The following is a 21,977-nucleotide window of genomic DNA, read 5'->3' as shown; positions in this document are numbered from 1 at the left end:
TGGAGAAAATGATGACATACTTGAAAGTTACAGCCTTAACAATTTTACTAACACTATTTTTATCGTGTGGCGGTACTCAAAAAGAGGATATTGATTATACGCAAATCACTGATGCTGAAATGATGCAAATGGCCGATAAAAAAATGGAATCCGGCGATTATGAAAATGCCATAAAAGATTACAAAAAACTGCTACTCGATTTCCCTACATCCAACCTGCATATTGATGCCCAAATAAAGATCGCTGAAGCTTACGGCAATATGGATAAATTTGAAGACCAGATGAATCAATTGCATCGCCTTGTAAAAGAAAACATTATTCCTGAACGCATTCCTAAAATTTATGTACAACTTGGAAAATGGTGGGAACGCGCTGCCCTTTTTAATCCCGGGATTGTTACTACAGACTCTGTGGACTACAAGAATGCAATAGATTATTATGACCAGGCTTTAAAATATCCTGACAGCGATGATAACCAATCAAAATCAGAAGCTGTCTATCGTCGTGCCCTTGTTGAAGCAAAAATTGGTCTTGTGGATGAAGCAGCCGGCAGATATCGACTCGTCAGCAGTCTTTTTCCGAATTCAGATTTCAGCATTCTGTCTCAGATTAAATTAAAAGACCCCGCTAATACATCTGAATTGGCTACTACAGATTCTGCGATGACCGTTTACAGACAAGCACTTGGTTTAATAGAAGACCCTGAAGCCGAAGACCAAGAGCCCGATGAAGAGGTAGTTGAAGAAGTAACAGAAGGCGATGAAGACAGTAGTTTAGAATCGGCAATTGATATTATGGAGCAATCGGATGATCAGTCTGATGATCAGCAATCCGATGAAGAAACTACAAAAGAAGTTCAGGAAGAAGAAAAAGATCCGGGCGAAGAAGAATTGTTTACGCCTGCTGTAGAAGATTCCTCTGACAATAGATGATTATTGCCATCGGTTCAAAAAACAAGGCAAAAGAAAAGGCTTGTTATTCTGCCATAAAAAAATTAGGACAGACTTTTCCGAATAAGTTTAAATCTGAATCAAAATTTTTATCCGTAAGCGCGCCATCATCTGTTTCAAATATGCCGCTAACATTAAATGAAGTTTTAAACGGGGCCCGCAACAGGGCCTTTTTTACATATAAAACATTAATTTCCACCACCCCGGTTAACTTTGCAATCGGCATGGAAGGCGGTGTTTTTTTAACCAGCGAAATCGAGAAAAATACAAACCAGGCTATTTTGCAAAACTGGGTTTATATTTATAATGGCAAGATTGGCTTCTTTGGCTGTTCAGCAGGAATTCCGCTACCGGAAAAAATAAGCTTGCCATTATTCAATGATAAAAAGGAGCTGGCAGAAGTAATTGATAAAGCCTCCGGCAAAAAAGATGTCCATTCGAATAATGGTGCTTTTGGTATTTTGACTGAAAATTTATACACAAGAAGTCAGGCTTTTGAATCTGCCATAATTAACGCGTTTGTTCCTTTTTTTAATACAGACTATTATTAAATTTTAACTGACAGGAAAAAATATGAGTATCGATCTTAAAACAATCAAAGAAATGCCAAAAACAGATTTACACTGCCACCTTGATGGTAGTATGCGCATGGATACAATTTTAGAATTGGCACAAAAACAAAATGTAGAATTGCCGACTACAAATAAAGATGATTTAAAGAAGATTTTAATGCCCGGTTTTAATTGTAAAAGTCTGGTAGAATATTTAAAACCCTTCGATATCACCTTATCCGTTTTACAAGAGCTGGAAGCCATCGAACGTGCTTCTTTTGAACTAGCTGAAGATGCAGCTGAAGAAAATATACGTTATCTCGAAGTAAGGTACTCGCCGGTTCTTCATCAGAAAAAAGGATTGAAACTCCCAGAAATTGTTGATGCTGTTGTAAACGGAATGCAGCGCGCGGAAAGAAAGTTTGATATTAAAACAGGTGTTATAATTTGTGGGATGCGCAATATTAATCCGCAAACATCAATTGCATTGGCCGAGCTGGCAGTAGCTTACAAAAATCGCGGAGTGGTAGCTTTTGATCTTGCAGGTGCAGAGGAAAATTACCCTGCAAAACACCACAGGGAAGCTTTTTATTTAACTCTTAACAACAATATTAATTGTACTGCTCATGCCGGTGAAGCTTACGGACCGGAAAGTATCCACCAGGCAATCCATTATTGCGGAGCACACAGAATTGGCCATGGTACACGTTTAAAGGAAGATGGCGATCTGCTCAATTATGTAAACGATCACCGTATTCCATTGGAAATATGTTTATCGAGTAATGTACAAACTAAAGCCGCGGCTTCGTTTGAAGCTCACCCGTTTAAGTTTTATTTTGATTTTGGATTACGAGTTACAGTAAATACTGATAACCGATTAATTTCCGATACAACTGCTTCAAATGAATTTTATCTGGCATCTAAACATGCCAATATGGACATGGACGATTTAAAAGAAGTAATAATTTCAGGTTTTAAAAGTGCCTTTCTTTCTGTAAGGGAAACAAAAGTTTTATTGCAAAAAGTAAACAAAGAGCTTGAGAAGTTTTAAACACTTTTCCTGAAATAGATTTTGGTTATTAGCAAAAAGCGACCTCCCAAATGATTCGTGAACATTTATTTAATAAACGAGCCCCGGCCGATCCTATGTTTCGCTGGCGTGGTGGCGACATATCCAGGCTTGAAGGGCTTTCTGATGGTGTGTTTGCAGTTACCCTTACTTTGCTAGTTGTCTCCGTAAATGTACCTGTTACATTTTACGAACTTTGGTTAACAATCAAAGACCTGCCTATTTTCCTGGTCTCTTTTTTAATGCTGATGATGGCCTGGCGTTATCACTATATCTTTTTCAGACGCTATGGTCTGGAAGACTTTGTCACGTCGCTTTTGAACGGTGCATTTCTTTTTCTGATACTATTTTTCGCCTACCCTCTCAAATTTTTAGCAACCTTTTTGTGGCGAATAACCTTAAATGAAAATCCCGAGAAATTATTTATTTTGCCGGAAGGAGTTACTTGGCTTTCCAGCGGTTTTTTTCAACAAGCCGGAATGATGTATTTTTATGGGATTGGAATTATTGGTGTTTTTGGAATTTTAGCATTGCTTGTTTATAGAGCTTATAGATTGCGATCAGAATTAGAACTTGATGAACTAGAATGTTATCTGACAATCTCATCTATTCGCGCAAACTTGATAACTGTTGGGATTGCTATTCTCTCAATTTTAGTACTCTTATTTGATGGACAACCTGGGTATGCTGGTATCGTTTATTTTTTAATGGGGCCAATCCATGGATTTGCCGGATTTTATACTGGCAAGAAAGCTAATGAGATTCAAAAGAAAATGATAAAAGCGAACTTAGAAGAAACAGAATCTACTTAAAGAGGGAATTTAATTTAGCCCGTACTTTTGCCATCAGGCCGGGTTTTAACAAAGCTGCCGCAAAAAGAAAAAGTAGTAAGCCCGGAATAACCGGAATTACTAGTCCAAACAATCCAATTAATATTAATAAAAAAGCCCATCCATATTTTTTCCGGGAAAACTTTAAAATATCATCCCATAATGGGCGTGACTTTTCTTTAAAAGGTGTTGGTAAGTTATTCTTTTCCATGTTAAATCTTTACGACTAAATGATGTTGAAAGTTTTCATCGATTTCATTATAAACTGTATTAATCCATTCTTGCCCATATTTATTTTCCAAATAAACGCTGCTCAATATCCGCTCCTGAAGAACTCCACTTGGCATGAGTGAGTTAAAAATAGCCCCTAAATGTTTCTGCGTTGTTTCATCTTTTTCCCGCACACGATTTACAAGCCGGTTCTGCAGTTTCTCAATTGTTGATAAAATAGCGCCAAATGATTTCTCTGTTGGTCCGCTTAGAGTTGGGTCAATTTCCGCAACAAGATTTTTTACAGCTTCCCTGTTTTTAATTGTTAATTGCTCATAATCACTAAACGCCTTATTCACATTTGCTAGCTGGTTGCGGTTAAAATAATCTTTTAAAAATATTGTTTTATCACGGGAGATTGAATTTATAGTGACATTATACTTTTTAATAAGCCTGTCAATTTTGGGTTCAATTAAGGTAATTGAGTGTCGTGGTTGAATCTGTGGCATTATCAATCCAAGTTGGTTAAAACCACTTTTAAGCTGCCCCCAATACGCAATTTCTGCCGCGCCGGCAACATACGATACTGCCGGTAAAAGCCAGCTTTGCCATAATGGCCGCGTTAAAACTGTGGATGAAAACCAACTTGGATTCTCATCAAGCATAGTAAGCATCTGTTCGAGGGAAAACTGCTCATCTAATTCACGGACATAAAATGATTTATTTTGCCTTAGTAAGGAAAGCCTTGGTCCATCATTATGGTTCAAAAAAAGATAAGCCCGGTCATTTTGTATGTTAACCTGGTTTTTATAGCCTGCTTTAGAAAGATCATTAGATCGACGGGAAAATGCAGATACAAGTGACTCGTTTTCAATTATTACTTTTTCAAAAAAAGGCTTGCTCAGTTCTTTGATTCGCTTTGTGCCGGCATTAAAAAGCAATAATCCTTTACCACTAAAAATTATTGATAAATGATTTGAAAAGGCTTCAAGCCAGTTTTCTCCTTTTTTATAAATTTTTTCAAGGTTGACAAAAAACTCATCACTAAAATCCGTTTTTTGCAAATTCTCTTTTAAAGATTTTAGCAATTCTTCAATATCCTGGCCCAATAAACGTTTATTCATCGGAAGGCCTTTTTCTGCTTCATTTTCTTCAAGATGCAATTTTTGCAGCAACCCGGCAGAATCGAAATAATTTAAATGGTTTACTTCTTCAAAATCATGGTCTTCACCTTCCAGCCAATAAACCGGTACAAAGTTGAATCCATCTACTTCCTTGTTAAGTTTTTCAGCAAGCTTAATTGTGCTCAGGGTTTTATAAACAACATAAAGCGGTGATACCATCAATCCCATTTGCTGGCCTGTAACCACAATTAATGTTTTTTCTTTCTTTAAAAGATCTACGTTTTTCTGGATTGATGAATCATTGCTTTTTTTATTCTGGTTTCTCAGCTCCAGAACTACATCCTGCCGTTTAAAATTTTGATGTACATTTTCGCAAAGCTTTTTCCAATCCGGCGACAATGCTTCTGCATAAAAAGGACGCAAACTATCATTGCCGTTTATATAATCTTTAAAATTAGTTGATGTTTTATAGAAATCTGGGTTCATAAATAGCTTAAATCCTTAAGATTAATATTCCAATGCACCTGTATGTGAGATTAGCTTCCATTCTCCATTTGGCATTTTTGTGTAAATTTTACAAACCCTGCCTTTCCAGAGAGAGTTTTCTTTCGTTTTTTTATTCCGCCATAAGGTGTCAATATCGACAACGGCGAATGCACCATCTTCTTCTTCCGTAATTTCAATCTTTTTAATTGTACGATTGTTATGGATCAGATCATGAGTATCAAAAAGCTCCTGCCAACCTGCTGTCCACCTTTCTTTATTAAATCGCCCCATCACAAAAACCCAATCAACCGGATCATGAGCATTTGCAGTTGGCGGCCAAGGCCAAACCATATCCGGATGTATTATTGATACAAACAAATCGGGATTCTTTGTATTCCATCCTTCAGTTTCCAAATCTACAAGATATTGAATTTGCTGTTTAAGTGAGCCTTTCATATTTATTTTTTCTCCGCAAAAACGATCATCCTTTTGGAATTTTTATTATATGGCGATCCATCATAATCACCAAAAACTTTTTTGGTGATTATTCCAGCTTCGTTTAATAATGAGGTTAGCTCTTCCAATTCAAACATGCGAACAGATTCGTGAAATGTTTTCAATTTTCCATCACGTTGAATAATAATATTTTTATGAACCCGCTTGTTAGAAATCCAGCGCTCTTCTTCAACCTCAATATCACCAACAGCTCTGTTACCTCTGGCAACAAGCGTTTTCTCAACATAATTCGGATTAAAATAATCGATTACAAATAAGCCGTTTTCTTTTAAGCTGGATTGTATTTCCCTGGCAACCTGCAGATGCATGGCGTCATCTTCAAAGTAACCAAAAGAAGTGAACAGACTAAAAATAATATCAAATTTAATATTAAAGGGGAAATAGCGCATGTCGGCCCGGACAAAGGCCGGAGATTGATTGACAACTTTTTTTTTGCGTGCCTCGCTTAACAAGTGCTCCGACAAATCCAATCCAAAAACATTTTGAGTATATTTTGAAACCAGGTATGCGTGTCTTCCATTTCCGCAAGCCAAATCCAGCAGTTTGCTTTCTTTTGAGATGTTTGTATTAGAAGCGATCAGTTTTATCAATTGCTTTGCATCAGAATCATCGCGGTGCTGATAAACAACCAAATAATCTTCGCCAAACCACTCCTTGTACCAGTTGCTGTTATAACCATCCTTTTGCGACATACCATCCTAAGGTTTCTTTTATTCCTTCTTCAAGGTCAATTTTTGCTTCCCACCCAAAATCGTTTTTTGCTTGTGCAGGGCTGCAAATCCAAAAATCCTGTTTAATTTCAATTACTTTTTGGCGGCTTAAAATTTTTTGTTTTTTCGTTATTTTGGAGAAGAGTTCTGTTGCAGCGGCAACACAATTCATCAATGGCAAAGGAATATTTACACGCACTGCCCCTTTTCCAAAATAGTTTAATGTAACACGCGCAATTTCACTCCAAGAATATGGGATGGGGTTAGTCAAAAAATACTTTTTCCCATTTGCAACATCACTTTTTCCTGCTTCGATCATTCCATCGGTCAAATCGTTTACATGAACCAGGCTTAAATATTTATCACTACCTCCCAATTTGGGAATTATTCCCATTTTAGTAGTCTTGAAAAAATCCAGAAGGTCCGTTTCCCGCGGGCCATAAACGGAAGACGGAATTATTATAGTAAAAGGGATTCTATCTGTAAAGCTTTCAATATATTGCTGAGCTTTTAATTTGCTCTTGCCATAAAGTGTCAGCGGTTTTGGAAATCGGTTTTCTGTAATTGGCTCTAAAGAATTAGCAGGCCCGTAAGCTGCCTGAGAACTGACAAAAAGAAATCGCCTTAATTTAATTTTATTCTCAACAATCGTATCAATAAGTGTTTTTGTGCCAATATAATTTATACGATTGTAATCACTTGTGTTAACCACCTTTGTTGCACCGGCAAGATGGTAAACAATATCAACATCCTTTAATGCATTTTTCAAAGAAACTTTATCAAAGAGATTTCCGTAAAAAAGCTCTGCTTTCAAATCTGTAAGCCAACGAATGTTACTTGAAGAATGGACAAAACAACGGACAGTGTGTTTTTGATTTACAAGTTTTTTTGCCAATGAGCTTCCTATAAAGCCATTAGCTCCGGTAATCAGAACCTTCATTTATGACAATCTTTCAACATATTACAGACAATTCTTTACTTCTTTATTATAAGAATATTGTTAAATTTGCATTTAAATTATTAAAGAGTTTAAAAAAGTTTATTCATATTGGCAACGGTAAAACAAGAGGAAAACTTGAAACCATTTTTAAAAAACATCAGTTCGGTTGACTTAATAAATTTCATCTTTCTAACCTTTATAAGTGTTATTTATTTTATTTCCTTTAATCAAACCCCTTATAAAACAGTAATGTTTATTGCATTAATCCTGCTTTATACTTTGATTTTTTTTGCGGGGAAAGCCCGGTTTTCAGATAATCGGTTTAAGCGGGTTATGTTGTTTGTTTATCCGGTCATTTTCCTATTTTTAATATTCGAAACCTTTTTTATGATTTTACCCTACTTTAATGCCAACCGTTATGATTTATTAATGAGTGAAATTGACTTTTCAATGTTTGGCGTAAATCCCACTGTTTGGCTGGAAAGTTTCACCTTCCCCGCTTTAACAGAGATTTTATACTTGTGCTATTTTATATACTTTCCAATGCCATTTATTATATTAATCTGGCTTTACAAAAAAAATATGCTGGTTGAGTTAGAAAGCACTATCTTTGCGTTTTTCGTTTGTTATTATGGTGCCTATGTAATGTATTTTTTCATCCCTGTTATGGGGCCACGTTTCTTCCTTGCAGACATTCAAACGATCGAACTAAACGGATTGCTTTTTTCATCAGCAATTAAAAACTTAATTTTAGCATTAGAACCAAATAAACTTGATGCATTCCCCAGTTTACATGCGGCCATTGTAATGGTAACCATGCTAGCAGCCAATAAATATAACAAGAAAATTTTTAACATACTTTTACCGCTTGCTATCGCAATTATATTTTCTCTTACGTATCTTCGGTATCATTATGTTATTGATATAATCGCCGGGCTTGCATGGGCTGTTTTTAGTTGGTTTTTAGCAAAGAAAATATTTAACTATATTGGTCAAACACTAAGCCCACATTTTGGTAAATAGGTATGAAAGACTTTATCTCAGTTTTAAAGTTTGACAAAAAAGACATTGATGAATACATCCTGTTAATAAGTGCCCCAATATTATTAACAATTTATTGGTATTATGGCAATGCTGATTTTATTTCAAACTTTTTGCCCGCAAATTTGACGGATATTCAAAGTGGTTTTTTTAGCTATATTGGGCAGTTTTTTTCATTTTTCATTCTACTATTTGTTATTCCGGTTATATACATTAAATCTTTTAAAAAACGTTCTTTAAAAGATTTTGGATTACACTTTGGAAATTCCAGGTTTGGTTTAAAACTTGTCCTTTTAATTGTGCCGTTTATAATAGTACCGGTAATTTATTTAGCAGCACAGATGGGCGATATTCAAAAAGAATATCCTTTATTAAAGCTTTTACATACAAATAAAGAATGGCTATTATATTATGAGCTTGCCTATGTCATTTTATATTATTTTGCATGGGAGTTTTATTTTCGCGGTTTTTTACTATTTGGATTGTCTAAAAAATTTGGGCCCCTGAATGCAGTTTTAATCCAGACAATTTCTTCATGCTTAATTCATTTAGGGAAACCTGATGGTGAAATTTTTGGCTCGATTGTAGTTGGGGTAATTTTTGGTGCAATTGCTTTACGGACAAACTCATTTATTTACGTTTTTGTTTTACATGCAGCGATCGGCGTTTTAACGGATCTTTTTATAATTTATTAAGGGTTGTGTTTGATGGGATTAGTCCTGGTTTCCGGAGTTAATGGTTTTATAGGCAGCCATGTTGCAGAAAAACTATTACAAGAGGGCCACAAGGTACGTGGTATTGTTCGTAAATCCTCCGATCTGTCTTTGATAGAAGGCCTTAATATTGAACTTGTTCATGGAGATATAACAAATCGGGATTCTTTAAAACCTGCGATGGAAAATATTGAAATTGTTATTCATGTTGCAGGCTTGGCTTCAGATTGGGATTCTTATGAAAACTTTTATGATATAAATGTTGCTGGCACTAAAAATATGGCCACCTGTGCTGAAGAATCGAATGTAAAACGATTTGTTCATATCAGTACAACAGCAATATCCGGTTTTAAAAATAAAAGGGATATTACTGAAGAAGAGCCAATAACCAAATCTATATTTAGTTATTGCGAGACAAAACGGGAAGCTGAACTTTGGCTAAATGAGTTTAAAGCAAAACACAAAATGGAAGTAGCGATTATCCGGCCGGGCAATGTATATGGGCCAAAGGACCATACATTTATTGAGAAATACTTAGAAGCTTTAGAGCAGGGAAAAATATCTTTTATTGACAAAGGCCAGCATCTTACGTGCCCTACTTATATCACCAATCTCGTAGATGGTATTATTTTGGCTTGTTTTAAACCTGAAGCAAAAGGCGAAACTTTTAATATTACAGATGGTTTGGAAATAAACTGGAAAATTTTTACTGATAAACTTGCCGAACAACTTGGGGCAAAAAAAGTGCGATTAAGCGTGCCATTTAATCTTGCCTATGTTCTTGCATTTATCATGGAAATTATTTATTTATTTTTAAAAATAAAAAAGGCACCCCTTTTAACACGATATCGTATTTGCAACGGTGGAAAGGACTATCATTTTTCAATAGAAAAAGCCAGAAAGATTTTAGGATATAATCCTGATACAAATATTGATAAATCAATAACTGACACGGTTTATTGGTATAAAGAAAAAACAACGACCTGACCAAACTAACATTAAAATTGTACAAGAAAACGACATTTTCTCGGAGACGAAGTGGATATTTTTAAAAAATGCATGGATTATACCCGTGCTGAAGACGCGATAAATTCTGGAAATTTTCCGTATTTTATTCCAATATCCGGTAATGACGGACCTGTGGTAAAAATGGACAACCGCCAGATATTGATGATTGGATCTAATAATTATCTTGGACTTACACAAGACCCACGAGTTATAGAAGCTGCTATTTCAGCAACAAAAAAATATGGAACAAGTTGTTCCGGCTCACGCTTCTTAAATGGTACACTTGATTTACATAATGAACTCGAAGAACGAATCGCCAAAATGATGAATCGTGAATCGGCATTGGTTTTTAGTACCGGCTACCAAACAAATCTTGGCGCGATTGCAACTTTGGCCCATAAAGATGATGTTCTTATTATAGACCGTTCAGATCATTCATCAATTTATACCGGGACACGTGCAAGTTATGGTGCTACGGTGAAAAGGTATCGTCATAATGATATGGATGACCTTGAGAGAGTAATTTCTCAGGTTGATCCAAAAAAAGGTAAAATGATTATAAGTGATGGCGTTTTTAGCATGGAAGGTGATTTAGTATGCCTTGACCGTTTAGTCGCAATCGCAAAAAAATACAATGCCCGGGTTTATATTGATGAAGCGCATGGTGTTGGCGTTCTTGGAAACCATGGGCGAGGTAGTTGCGAGCATTTTGATTTGGAAGATGACGTTGATATCATCATGAGCACTTTTAGCAAATCCCTTGCATCTTTAGGTGGATTTGTGTGCGGGCCGGAAGTTGTTATCAGTTATTTAAAACACACAGCCAGCCCACTTATCTTTAGCGCCTCACCAACTCCTGCAGCTACAGCAGCAGCCTTAGCCGCTTTAGATATTATCGAAAAAGAACCGGAGCGACGAATCCGCTTAGCAGAGATTGGTGATAAAATGCGTCGGGAACTCAAGAGTCTTGGATTCGATACTGGAGAAAGCGAAATTACCCCTATTGTGCCAATTTATATTCGCGATGATGCCAAAACTTTCTATTTCTGGCGTAAACTTTTTGATGCCGGTGTTTTTGCAAATGCGGTCGTTAGTCCTGCCGTTGCACCGGACCAAGCCCTGATTCGTACAAGTTTTATGTCAACACACACCGATAAGCATTTAGATCAGTGTCTGGATATTATGCATAAAATCGGCAAGGAAATTAGCATAATATAATACAAGTAAAATCACAATTTGCTGCAAAACATAATACAGTTGATGGAGAATCCAAACTTATGTCTATAAAAGTTGTCCCCGTAAGATCCAAAATTGAAAAGAAACTTTTTATAAATTATGAATGGCAGGCAAATAAGAATACAGAAAACTGGGTTAGCCCGCTTCGGATGGAACGAAATGAACTCCTGAATACAAAAAAGAACCCCTTTTTTGCTCATGCTAAAATTGAGCTTTTTCTTGCGTATACAAAAGATAAAATAGTTGGTAGAATTGCAGCAATAACAAATGAAAATCATAACAAATTCCATAATGACAATGTGGGCTTTTGGGGCTTTTTTGAATGTGAAAACAATCAGGAAGCAGCAAATGCATTATTCGAAAATGCTGCATCGTGGCTAAAACAGGAAAACAAAGATGCGATGCTTGGCCCGATGAATCCTTCAACAAATGATGAGTGTGGAACTTTGATAGATGGATTTGAAACGAAGCCATTTTTAATGATGCGCCACAACCCTTCGTTTTATCCTAAACTAATTGAAGAATTTGGAAATAAAAAAGCTAAAGATTTATGGGCGTGGTATACAACTCCGGAAAACTCTGTTAATAATATCTCCGAAAAAATGGAACGAGTGGCTTCAAAGATAGAAAAAAAATACAAATTGACAATCCGTAATATCAGCGTTAAAAATATAAAATCAGAAATTAAATTGATCAAAGAAGTGTACAACAATGCCTGGACCCCTAATTGGGGTTTTGTACCTTTTACAGATGCAGAAATAGATCATGCAGCAGCAAATTTAAAGGATATTGCTGTTGGTGATATGATGTTTTTGGCTGAAAAAGATGGCAAGCCTATCGGGTTTTGTATTACACTGCCAAATGTTAACGAGATATTTGCCCGTATTCCAAACGGTAAACTGCTTCCAACAGGAATATTTAAACTATTGTTTGGAATAAAAAAAATTAAGTCTGTCAGAACCTTAATAATGGGTGTGAATAAGGAGTATCAATTTTTAGGACTTGGTTCTATTTTCTATATTAGATCCATCAAAAAGGCACTTGAAAAAGGATATACTTCCGCAGAAATGTCCTGGATTTTGGAAGACAATGACCTGATGAACAAGGCCATTGAATCGATTGGATCTAAAGTTTATAAGAAATATAGAATTTATCAATACGATTTTTAGACTTACAAAATTAACCGAATGAAATATAAATATTAGTGCATATTCTTCTTATCATGTTCTTCTAAATACTTGCTTGCTTCTTCCAGCATTTTTCTTTCTTCTTCAGAAAGGTTTATATAGCCTACTTTGTTAATTTTATCCAGCAGCTCATCTAACCTTTTTCGGTAAAAATCTTTTTTATCGCCGGAGCCACCACGCGTATAACTCATTTTGGATTTTGGACTACCGGAAGAAAGATTTGATACACCACTGTTGAAAAAACCTTTGACTGTATCAAACAAAAAGCGCCATCTTAAATAGAGGTAGCCAACTATAAATCCACCCAAATGAGCCGCATGTGCAATACCATCCGATGGACCTGTAATTGAAAAAAATGAAACTAATACAAAAAATACAATTAAATATTTAGCCTTAATTGGAAACAGAAAATTCAACAATATTTCCCGGTTTGGCCATTTAACCAACCAGGCTGCCATAATACCAAACATTGCACCCGATGCACCAAGTGTTGGGTTTGGAACAACTAAAGTAAAAAACAATCCGGCGCCCATACCTGTAATGAAATAATACTTTAAGAACTCCTTAGATCCCATTTCTTCTTCAAGTTGAGAACCGAATATCCAAACAGCAAACATATTCCAAAAAATATGCCCAAAGCTTCCATGGAGGAACATATATGATGCAAGCTGCCAGATCTTAAACTCAACAAAAATACCATATGCGCTCAACATAAACAGATCTTTAATTGTCTCGCCCAAAATAGATTGTTGAAGAATAAAAACTGCCGCGTTAGCCAGTAATATATTTTTTATCATTGGTGGAAGAATCCCACCCGAACCAGCAAATCTGTTCATAAAAATCCTTGATTTTAATAAGCCTTGGCAAAAATTACACGCCCGTCCGATGTTTTATCGCAGCAAATACAAGTGCCCTTTTCCTCTTTTCTGTCAAAAGGGATACAACGGATTGTGGCTTTTGTTTCAGATTTAATTTTATCTTCACATGCAGCATCACCACACCAGTGTGCGTAAACGAAGCCATCATCTTTGGCAACAATACTTTTAAGTTCGTCATAATTATCAACATTAAAAGAATTTTCTTCCCTAAATTTCCTTGCTTTTTCCAGAAGATCTGTCTGCATTTGTTCTAACTGTGTTTTTACCGTTTCAAAGACATCGTTTCTTGCAACAAATTCTTTTTTCATCAAATCACGGCGCACCATTACAACATGTTCTTTATCAACATCTTTAGGGCCAATTTCAATTCGGATTGGAATACCTTGTAACTCCCATTCCGCAAATTTAAACCCGGGTTTATACTTTTCCCGGTCATCCATGATTATGTTATATTCTTTTTTCAACTCATCATAAATGCCATCTGCAAATTCCATAACTTTTGCTTTTTCCTCATCGCTTCTAAATATTGGAATGATGACAACCGGACGTTGTGCCAATTTTGGAGGAATAACCAATCCATTATCATCGCTATGAGTCATAATCAATGCACCAATTAAGCGAGTACTTACACCCCAGGATGTGGCATAAACAAATTTGCGTGCACCATCTTTTGCCTGGAATTGTACATCAAATGCTTTAGCAAAATTTTGTCCAAGATTGTGCGAAGTTCCTGCCTGTAGTGCTTTCTTATCCTGCATCATCGCTTCAATACAATATGTATGGATAGCGCCGGCAAATTTTTCAGAATCAGATTTTTTGCCTGAAATTACAGGAATTGCTAAATACTCTTCTGCAAACTGCTTATAAACGTTGAGCATTTTTACGGTTTCTTCTTCAGCTTCTTCAGCGGTCTCATGTGCTGTATGTCCCTCTTGCCATAAAAATTCTGATGTGCGTAAAAACAGGCGTGTGCGCATTTCCCAGCGCATTACGTTGGCCCATTGATTTATTAAAATGGGTAGATCGCGATAACTCATTATCCATTTTTTGTACATACTCCAAATAATTGTTTCCGAAGTTGGCCGGATATAAAGGTTTTCTTCCAATTTAGAACCGCCGCCATGTGTAACAACAGCACATTCCGGGGCAAAACCTTCCACATGCTCTGCTTCTTTTTGCATAAAACTTTCAGGTATAAGAAGTGGAAAATAAGCATTTACATGACCCGTATCTTTAAACATCTTATCAAGATGTTTTTGAATCATTTCCCAGATGGCATATCCATTGGGCCGGATAACCATAGAACCTTTAACCGGCGAATAATCAGCCATTTTTGATTGAATTATAACATCTGTGTACCATTTAGAGTAATCATCTTTTCTGGAAGTAATGTTTTTTGCCATTTGTCTCTAGAGTCCTGTTTAAATTTCTTTCATTTTTGAGTGCGCCAAAAATAGGCAATTTTAAAGACTTTTAAAAATGAATTAAAAAAAATCCCGGCAAATACCGGGATTGAATAAATGTACGCCCGAGAGGAATCGAACCCCCAACCTTTGGAACCGGAATCCAACGCTCTATCCAATTGAGCTACGGGCGCATATATTTGAGAATATGGAATTTATCGAGATGGATTTTTAAAGTCAATTATAAGATTAAATAATAAAAGGATTCAGTATTTGCAAATCCTGAATTTTCTGTTCATGCTGTAAATCTTCTGAATATAAGATTTTGCAATTTGAGTATAATGCTGCTGTGATGATTAGCGAATCATAAAAAGAATATTTCCATCTTTCTTTTATCTCAAGCGTATTTCTGTAAAGATCGAAACTTGGATAAATCTCACAAAGAGGATCAAGTACAACTGATAAGTATTGTTGTGATTGTTCAATTGAAAATGCTGGGTTAAACCTTCTTAAAGCAACATTTAAAAATTCTTGCACAACTTGAAAACTAATGCATCCTGATTCATTCTTTAAAGAATTTGAAATAAGATTGATAGCAATTTCTTTTTTGTCGGTATTGTTTTTATCAAAAGAATAGACAATAATATTTGTATCCAGGAATGCTTTATCTTTCATTTAATTCGTCTCGAGAATAAGATCCACCAGAATCAACTTGTTCCAATTTCTTCATCAAACTGTTATATGCTGAAGAATTACTCTCGTTTTCAGCATATTTTTTAAGCCATACCCGGAACTCATTGTTCACAGTTGTTTTTCTTATCATTGCCTTCTTGCGCGCTTTCTTGATGAGTACTTCATCAGCACTTAAGGTTATGTTTTTTAGCATTTCAAAATCCTTATAACACTGTTTTCGTGTACACAATATATTTACACACTACAACATTTGCAAAAATATTTATTAAAACCTGTTTATCAAACCAAAATGTATTTTTGCCTGAGAAAAATCATCGCCTTTGCCTAACCCAAAATCCACTGCCATAATACCCAAACCAGTATTTAATCTTAAACCAATCCCATAACCGGGAAGAATTTCCTCTATTTCAGTTTGTGAATCTTTAAAATGGTAAGCACCCCAATCATTAAATAAGAAAATACGTGAGTTACGGCCAAGCAAAAATCGATATTCCAAATTCATCCAGGCTGTTAAATCTCCCCGGAACTGATTTTCCCGATAACCACGCAAAGTTTTAGCACCACCAAACCAAACAAAATCTGTTAGTTGTAAACGATTGCCCTTTACCTGGTTTCCTGTTAACTGAATCGCCAAAACCTGGTTATGAAAAAGTTCGTAAAACCATTTAAAATTTAACTTGAGCAGCTCAATTTGTTCGTTGGTTTTAATATTGTCTTCCCGCAGTAAAAAACCCGGGCCAAAATTATTTTTGAGGCCAAAAGTATAGCTGTTTCCAAGATAAATACCCTTTCGGGGATTAATAGCATAGTCTCGGGTATCGTATACCAGGCCAACTTCAAGGTTCATTTGCTCGTATCGTACAAGCCGTAAATTAACATTGGCAAAAGAATCCGGAAGAACAACCTGCCGTTGCAGCGATGAAACAATTGAGAAATTTCGGTTGTACCGCCAACGTGTTTGCACACCACCTTTCCACTCAATATAAGTGCTGTCGCGAACAGTTCGTTCCAGGCTACCACTTATATCAAACGGGTAACCCAAAAGCCAGGGCTCAGTGTATCGAAGGAAAAAATTCTCAGAGTCTCTGTCCGGTTTTTCCCAGTGCACATCAAAACTGCGTGCGGTTCCGAAAAGGTTACGAAACGAAATATCAACAAGCCCCGTAAAAAATCCTCCGGACTTTGTCTTGCTGCTTGTTTTATTTTCCGGAATAAAACCAACTACTCCATCAAAAGTAGTTGCATTGCCCTCTTCAATTTCCAATGAAAGAATATATTCGCCATTTTTACCAATCAACATTGCCGGGGTTTTAACATTTTTAAAAATACCCAAGCGCATTAATTGTTGCGGGATTTGCTCTATGGTAGATTTTGAGTATTGTCTGCCCACGCCTGTTGGTAATTCCCGCAGAATAACATTTTCCTTTGTGTAATCATTGCCGTTTAATTCAACCCGGTCAATAAAAATCCTTTTACCTTCTGAAATATGAATATTTATATCGGCGAAAAAATCATTCTCTTCTTTGCGAATATCCATATCAGTGACCCGAACTTTTGCAAAAACAAATCCTGAATCGGCTGCATAAGAAAGCATTTGCGTTAAATCATTTTCAATCGATAATTCAGAATAGGGATCAAATTCCCGAACCGTAAAAAGATTTTGATAGAGAATTGAACTTAAAGAATCACTGGCTACTTCTATTTTCCCTACCAGTACTATTTTGCCCGGCATGCCTATAACATTGACTTTTACACTTGCAGAATCACTTGAAAAAGTATAGGCGATTTTATCAATTCTTGCATAAAGATAACCTTGCTGGTTTAAATATCGCGTAATCTTATCTGCATATTGGTTAACCATGGAAGGATTAAAACGGGAATTATTACTAAGGCCGGATACATTTTCCAACTCAGAAATATTTAGTTTTTGAAAGGATTCACCAAATTCTATTAATGAAATAATTATTGGGTTAGCACTTTGCGAATAAAGAAAATTGCTAAAAAAAAATACAAATATATGAATTTTAAAAAACTTTAACATGATCAGCGTTTCTTTTTTCTTACTTCTTAAACTCTGTTATTGCGGAATTGTACTGTTCAACCGTTATATATTTGTATAGTTTCAGTTTACCTAAAATCCAGCGCGCTTTCCATTTTAACCAACGGCTATTGCCGGAAGCTTTAACTGACAAAGGTTTTGGAATTACAGCTGTAAGGCGAACAATTTGCGGCAAAGTTAAAACACTAACATCTTTTTTAAAATAATATCTTGAGGCCGCTTGAACACCAAAAACACCGGGGCCAAATTCAATGATATTTAAGTATAGATGAAAAATACGGTTTTTACTTATCTCGTTTTCCAGGCGGTAAGTTATAAACAATTCGCGGAATTTTCTGAAGAACGATTTTTCTGTTGAAAGAAAAAGATTCTTGGCCAACTGCTGGGTAATTGTGCTGCCGCCGCGTGCCAATCCGCCTTTCTCAAAATTTTTTTTAATCGATTCCTGAAGTTCAACCCAATCAATTCCCTCATGCCCATAAAAATCTGAGTCCTCGGTGATCCGGACAGCTTTTTTTAATAATTCAGGGATTTTTTGAAATCGTACCCATTTTTGACGTAAGCGGAATTTTTTACCTGCTTCCTTCGCCTGTTCTTTGCGCAGCTCCATCAATGCAGTTGTCTTTGGGTTTTCATTTTTTAGGAATGTTACTTCTGGTAAAGAAAAATAAAACCAGGATGAAAAGATTAATATAAAAAGAAGAAAACCAAAGAGGATATATTTTAACCTAAAGATTTTTTTATAGTCTAACTTCATACTATTTGAGACTCATAGTCTTTTCCAGTTCCTGCCAATATGGGAAAACTCCAAATATTCCGCCTGTATGGATAAAAATTATATCTTTGCCCGGAAACTGATTTTTGCTCATCAGATTTAGCATTGCCCCAAACGCTTTTATACCATAAACCAAATCGAAAACAAGCCCTTCTTCTTTCACCATTTTTAATGCGAGTTTTTCCTCGGCACCACTAAGTTGTCCATAACCTTCACCGACATAACCATCAACAATATTTATTTCTGATTCAGTCCAACTCAGATCCAAGTCATATCTTTTTTTCATTTTTTCAAGCACCTTGTCAACCTTATTCCTAAAATGAGGTGCATTGTCACAAACATTTACAGAAACAATATTGATATCGGACTTTGTTAATTTTTTCCCCGCTAATAGACCAGCATGTGTTCCACCGCTTCCGGTTGCGACAACAATCGTATCACATTTTAATAGTTGCTTTTCAATTTGATCCAATATTTCAAAGAAACATTTTGCATAACCCCAGGAACCAACTTCATTGGATCCCCCTTCCGGAATCACATAAGATTTTTCATTTCCCTCACCGGCAAGTTTTTCCATGTAACTATCAACATTCTGATATTCATCTTCCGTAATAAAAATGATTTCAGCCCCGCTCATTTTTAACAAAAGATAATTTCCGGTAACAAAACCCGGAGCAGTGCCCTTTAATACAAGAGTTGTTTTTAAACCAATTTTGTTTGCCGCAAAAACTGCTGCCCGGCAATGATTGGATTGATAGCTTCCACATGTAATTATTCTTTGTGCACCAGCTTCTACCGCGTCTTTTAATAAAAAATCCAGCTTTCTGATTTTATTTCCGCTAAGCTCCACACCTGTAAAATCATCCCGTTTTATCATTAGGTTATAAAAGGAATTGTTCTGTTTGATTTTTAATGGTACAATTGGTGTGGGCAAATTGCTAAAATTGAAATGCTCAGGCAGATTTGGTTTTTTCATAAATTCACTATTTTTAAATAATTATATAAAATAATTTCATTTTTTGTTCGATAACTGATTATCTAAATTAAAAGGGTAGAATAAAATAAACAGTGACAAAAAATCCAGTAGAAACAAAAAATATTGTTGGTATCAATATCAACATTCCACAAACTGCGGATTTTGAAAATTACAAACAACTATTTTCTTTTTTCCAGCTTTTAAATATTCATCACTATTTTATTAAACTAAACCCTGCCTCCTTTAAACCTTTTTCAGATTTTATAAAAAAGCTGCAACCACGGGCATATTTGTATTACGCCCATACACCAATCTTAAATAATATTATTTTAAAAGATTTATATAAATCCCAGCAAATTTTTCAACCTCAGTTATTTTGCAGAAAAAATTATTTCAAACAGCATAATTCCTGGGGTTACCCTATTTTTCATTTTACTGATGATAAGCCGGAGGTTTACTCATATCCTGCAAATGTAAAAACAATCTCTCAAAAACTTAAATCTCCAGAAGATATTGTTGCCTTGATTTTGTTAAGACCGGATAATGAATCTTATAATGTGAAAAATTTATTGCAGCAAATGGATAAGCAACAGGGTCTGATAAAAATAAAAGTCAAGCCCGGTTTTCGTTATGAGCTTGTTGTTATTCGAAAACTTTTTCTTTATTTGGAAAATGGACTTCAGTACAAAATAAATATACACGATGATTTTTTATTGAAATCCCAGTTTCAAATATCAGGTGACCAAATTGACACTCAAATTTTTGATGGTGCTTTTCTGGATGCGGATGACTTTTTTTCTTTAAATGGATTTGTTACATCAGGGCCAGAGATTACGAGGAATTACAGCCGAATATCCGGAAAAAAGTTTAAACCGGACCTGGCTATATTTTGGCATAAATATGGAAATAATAGTGATGTGCAAAATATCAATATTTCAAGAATGGTTAATACGTATGTCGATGGCATCTTATTACCAAAGTTAAATTATGTTCACCAAAATACTCGTTTAAAAGCATCTATAGAAAACCCATATTTTATAAACAACCTGGCAACATTAAAAACCACTTTCCAAATCGATGCGGATCATTTTATTTATAATGAAGCATATAGATTGAAAACGATAATCAATCTTAAACGCATTTTGAGCTACAAAAATGCACACGATGAAAAGCAGCTACAAATCATTTTTGGTGACATTTTTAATATCAGCCATAATTTTTCGACAAAGAAACATTGTCTTGATTTACTCTTAAGTCTGGGTGTAAACCGGGTCTTTTTTAACTATGACACATCCATTATAGACAATGACTTCATTTCTCATAACATACTTAGCGATGTACAAACACAAAACATCTACAATGTGTGGATAAATTATATCAACAGGCTTTCGGCAAATATTCAGGAAGGGAAACAGGTAGCAAAAATATTATTACTTTACCCATCTATGGATTTTGAAAACAGCTCTTTTTATGAAACGATTAAACAACTTGAAAAAGCGCCTTTTGAATATGATATATTAGATTTCCAGACCTTTATAAATGACGAGAAATGTAACACGGACGGTTCAAAAATTTCTTTATTTGACAAAACTTATCACACATTGATTTTATCGTCTGTATCAAAAATTCCAATAAAAGCACTAAAAAAAATTGAATCTTTTACAGAAGCCGGGGGCACAACAATTGCCTTGAAATGCTTACCATCTCTAATTGAAAAACAGGAAAACCAATCAAAACTTAAAAAGCTTTTACATCAAATATGGATAGAAGAATCCGATCTAAAATCAACAAGTTGCAAAACAAATTTAAAGGGTGGCAAGGGAATTTTCCAGGAAGACCCTTCTCAAATATTGCCAATACTTGAAGAGCATGTCAAAGCAAAAACACCCATTTATACAAATCATGAAAACGTAAAACTATACATCCGTGATACCGGCAATGTTTATACAGTTTTTGTGATAAACACAATTAACAAACCTCTGGAGAATATAATTCTCACCACCTTTACCGAAGGTGCCGTATTCCAGGTTTCGCTGGATGACGGACTTTTATATCCATTTAAAAATGTTACCTTTAATCAAAAATCAACAACAATCAATCTCAGTTTAGGCCCAACTGAATCAATTCTGTTACGCATAAATAGCGATGTTTCGTCGCAACCGCTTGTTAAGCAACAAAAAGAAAACGGTATCCCTACAAGCGAATTGATTGAAATTGATTCTGAAGATTGGGTTATCAATTGTGGTGACCAAAATGAAACCGGCAGCCTGGGCGACCGAAGTGTACATTTGCCGTATGACTGGCATCCGGTGATTTATGAAAAAAGCATTACATTGGAAAAGGGACAATTACAAAATAAAAGTGTTTTACTTCAGCTTGGAAGTTTGCAAGATTGGTGTACTTTGTATATTAATAATAAAAAAATTGGAAGCCGCTTAGTAACTCCATGGGATTTTGAAATTACAAATTTTCTGCTTCACGGTAGCAACTCTTTAAAAATAGAAATTGGCCATCGATTGTCAAATTATTTGGCAGCCAATATAGATAAAAAAGAAAACATTTCACCTGTTGAGAAATACGGTTTATTTGGTCCGGTCAACCTGAAGATTGAATATTAATAGA

General features: G+C 35.5%; 22 protein-coding genes and 1 tRNA gene. 10 read left to right on the top strand and 13 right to left on the bottom strand.

The genetic code is table 11. The annotated features are described in order from the left end of the window. Positions 1 to 8: 8 nt before the first annotated feature. From HND50_15185 to HND50_15170, 4 genes are read left to right on the top strand one after another with little or no spacing between them, the layout of a single operon-like run. A complete protein-coding gene (locus tag HND50_15185; protein ID NOG46584.1) occupies positions 9 to 932 on the top strand; it encodes a hypothetical protein in 924 nt (307 codons plus the stop codon). Beyond that, positions 929 to 1,501, top strand: a complete 573-nt coding sequence (locus HND50_15180; protein ID NOG46583.1) for a DUF84 family protein — start codon at positions 929 to 931, stop codon at positions 1,499 to 1,501. Before HND50_15185 ends, HND50_15180 begins: the two co-directional genes overlap by 4 nt. A gap of 22 nt (positions 1,502 to 1,523) precedes the next feature. After that, the gene (add, locus tag HND50_15175) at positions 1,524 to 2,552 is read left to right on the top strand and encodes an adenosine deaminase (GenBank protein NOG46582.1); all 1,029 of its coding nucleotides are present in this window, start codon (positions 1,524 to 1,526) and stop codon (positions 2,550 to 2,552) included. A gap of 50 nt (positions 2,553 to 2,602) precedes the next feature. Continuing rightward, positions 2,603 to 3,382 (top strand): DUF1211 domain-containing protein, encoded by a 780-nt coding sequence (locus HND50_15170; GenBank protein NOG46581.1) that lies wholly within the window; start codon positions 2,603 to 2,605, stop codon positions 3,380 to 3,382. On the opposite strand, the gene HND50_15165 is transcribed toward HND50_15170, so the two are convergent. Genes HND50_15165 through HND50_15145 form a run of 5 tightly spaced genes read right to left on the bottom strand, consistent with a single transcriptional unit; the run spans position 3,375 to position 7,386 of the window. Continuing rightward, entirely contained in the window at positions 3,375 to 3,611 is a 237-nt protein-coding gene (locus tag HND50_15165) for a hypothetical protein (protein NOG46580.1), read from the bottom strand. The genes HND50_15170 and HND50_15165 overlap by 8 nt on opposite strands. 1 nt (position 3,612) lies before the next feature. Beyond that, positions 3,613 to 5,220: a bacillithiol biosynthesis cysteine-adding enzyme BshC gene (bshC, locus tag HND50_15160; GenBank protein NOG46579.1), complete on the bottom strand. Its 1,608-nt coding sequence runs from the start codon at positions 5,218 to 5,220 to the stop codon at positions 3,613 to 3,615. Positions 5,221 to 5,241: 21 nt separating this feature from the next. Beyond that, on the bottom strand, positions 5,242 to 5,676 hold the full coding sequence (locus HND50_15155) for a hypothetical protein (GenBank protein ID NOG46578.1): 435 nt from the start codon (positions 5,674 to 5,676) through the stop codon (positions 5,242 to 5,244). A gap of 2 nt (positions 5,677 to 5,678) precedes the next feature. Further along, positions 5,679 to 6,428, bottom strand: coding sequence for a class I SAM-dependent methyltransferase (locus HND50_15150; protein NOG46577.1), 750 nt, complete (start codon positions 6,426 to 6,428; stop codon positions 5,679 to 5,681). Beyond that, on the bottom strand, positions 6,406 to 7,386 hold the full coding sequence (locus HND50_15145; GenBank protein ID NOG46576.1) for an NAD-dependent epimerase/dehydratase family protein: 981 nt from the start codon (positions 7,384 to 7,386) through the stop codon (positions 6,406 to 6,408). Before HND50_15145 ends, HND50_15150 begins: the two co-directional genes overlap by 23 nt. Before the next feature lie 387 nt (positions 7,387 to 7,773). On the opposite strand from HND50_15145, the gene HND50_15140 reads away from it, so the two are divergent. The 5 genes from HND50_15140 to HND50_15120 all read left to right on the top strand — a co-directional run bounded on the left by HND50_15140 (position 7,774) and on the right by HND50_15120 (position 12,553). Continuing rightward, positions 7,774 to 8,409 (top strand): phosphatase PAP2 family protein, encoded by a 636-nt coding sequence (locus HND50_15140; GenBank protein ID NOG46575.1) that lies wholly within the window; start codon positions 7,774 to 7,776, stop codon positions 8,407 to 8,409. A gap of 2 nt (positions 8,410 to 8,411) precedes the next feature. Then, positions 8,412 to 9,122 (top strand): CPBP family intramembrane metalloprotease, encoded by a 711-nt coding sequence (locus HND50_15135; protein ID NOG46574.1) that lies wholly within the window; start codon positions 8,412 to 8,414, stop codon positions 9,120 to 9,122. A gap of 12 nt (positions 9,123 to 9,134) precedes the next feature. After that, positions 9,135 to 10,127, top strand: a complete 993-nt coding sequence (locus HND50_15130; protein NOG46573.1) for an NAD-dependent epimerase/dehydratase family protein — start codon at positions 9,135 to 9,137, stop codon at positions 10,125 to 10,127. Positions 10,128 to 10,199: 72 nt separating this feature from the next. Then, a complete protein-coding gene (locus tag HND50_15125) occupies positions 10,200 to 11,366 on the top strand; it encodes an aminotransferase class I/II-fold pyridoxal phosphate-dependent enzyme (protein ID NOG46572.1) in 1,167 nt (388 codons plus the stop codon). A 59-nt stretch (positions 11,367 to 11,425) separates the two neighbouring features. Next, on the top strand, positions 11,426 to 12,553 hold the full coding sequence (locus HND50_15120) for a hypothetical protein (protein ID NOG46571.1): 1,128 nt from the start codon (positions 11,426 to 11,428) through the stop codon (positions 12,551 to 12,553). A gap of 32 nt (positions 12,554 to 12,585) precedes the next feature. Here the strand turns inward: HND50_15120 and HND50_15115 are convergent, their stop codons facing one another. The 8 genes from HND50_15115 to HND50_15080 all read right to left on the bottom strand — a co-directional run bounded on the left by HND50_15115 (position 12,586) and on the right by HND50_15080 (position 19,355). Then, positions 12,586 to 13,407: a rhomboid family intramembrane serine protease gene (locus HND50_15115; protein NOG46570.1), complete on the bottom strand. Its 822-nt coding sequence runs from the start codon at positions 13,405 to 13,407 to the stop codon at positions 12,586 to 12,588. Between the two features lie 14 nt (positions 13,408 to 13,421). After that, positions 13,422 to 14,852: a proline--tRNA ligase gene (locus HND50_15110; GenBank protein NOG46569.1), complete on the bottom strand. Its 1,431-nt coding sequence runs from the start codon at positions 14,850 to 14,852 to the stop codon at positions 13,422 to 13,424. Between the two features lie 120 nt (positions 14,853 to 14,972). Beyond that, positions 14,973 to 15,046, bottom strand: a tRNA-Arg gene (locus HND50_15105). 55 nt (positions 15,047 to 15,101) lie between these two features. After that, positions 15,102 to 15,527 (bottom strand): PIN domain-containing protein, encoded by a 426-nt coding sequence (locus HND50_15100; protein NOG46568.1) that lies wholly within the window; start codon positions 15,525 to 15,527, stop codon positions 15,102 to 15,104. After that, positions 15,517 to 15,738, bottom strand: coding sequence for a hypothetical protein (locus HND50_15095; protein NOG46567.1), 222 nt, complete (start codon positions 15,736 to 15,738; stop codon positions 15,517 to 15,519). The genes HND50_15100 and HND50_15095 overlap by 11 nt, the downstream gene beginning before the upstream one ends. A 72-nt stretch (positions 15,739 to 15,810) precedes the next feature. Next, the gene (locus HND50_15090) at positions 15,811 to 17,586 is read right to left on the bottom strand and encodes a BamA/TamA family outer membrane protein (GenBank protein ID NOG46566.1); all 1,776 of its coding nucleotides are present in this window, start codon (positions 17,584 to 17,586) and stop codon (positions 15,811 to 15,813) included. A 19-nt stretch (positions 17,587 to 17,605) separates the two neighbouring features. Then, positions 17,606 to 18,361: a monofunctional biosynthetic peptidoglycan transglycosylase gene (gene mtgA, locus HND50_15085; protein ID NOG46565.1), complete on the bottom strand. Its 756-nt coding sequence runs from the start codon at positions 18,359 to 18,361 to the stop codon at positions 17,606 to 17,608. Position 18,362: 1 nt separating this feature from the next. After that, positions 18,363 to 19,355, bottom strand: a complete 993-nt coding sequence (locus HND50_15080; protein NOG46564.1) for a D-cysteine desulfhydrase family protein — start codon at positions 19,353 to 19,355, stop codon at positions 18,363 to 18,365. A 92-nt stretch (positions 19,356 to 19,447) separates the two neighbouring features. Here HND50_15080 and HND50_15075 point away from each other — a divergent pair, with 92 nt between their 5' ends. Next, the gene (locus HND50_15075; protein NOG46563.1) at positions 19,448 to 21,973 is read left to right on the top strand and encodes a hypothetical protein; all 2,526 of its coding nucleotides are present in this window, start codon (positions 19,448 to 19,450) and stop codon (positions 21,971 to 21,973) included. Positions 21,974 to 21,977 lie beyond the last annotated feature (4 nt).

This window comes from Calditrichota bacterium (assembly GCA_013112635.1).
Lineage (GTDB): Bacteria > Calditrichota > Calditrichia > Calditrichales > J004 > JABFGF01.
The sequence above is the reverse complement of the archived record's forward strand: the minus strand, read 5'-3'. Positions and strand labels throughout refer to the sequence as shown.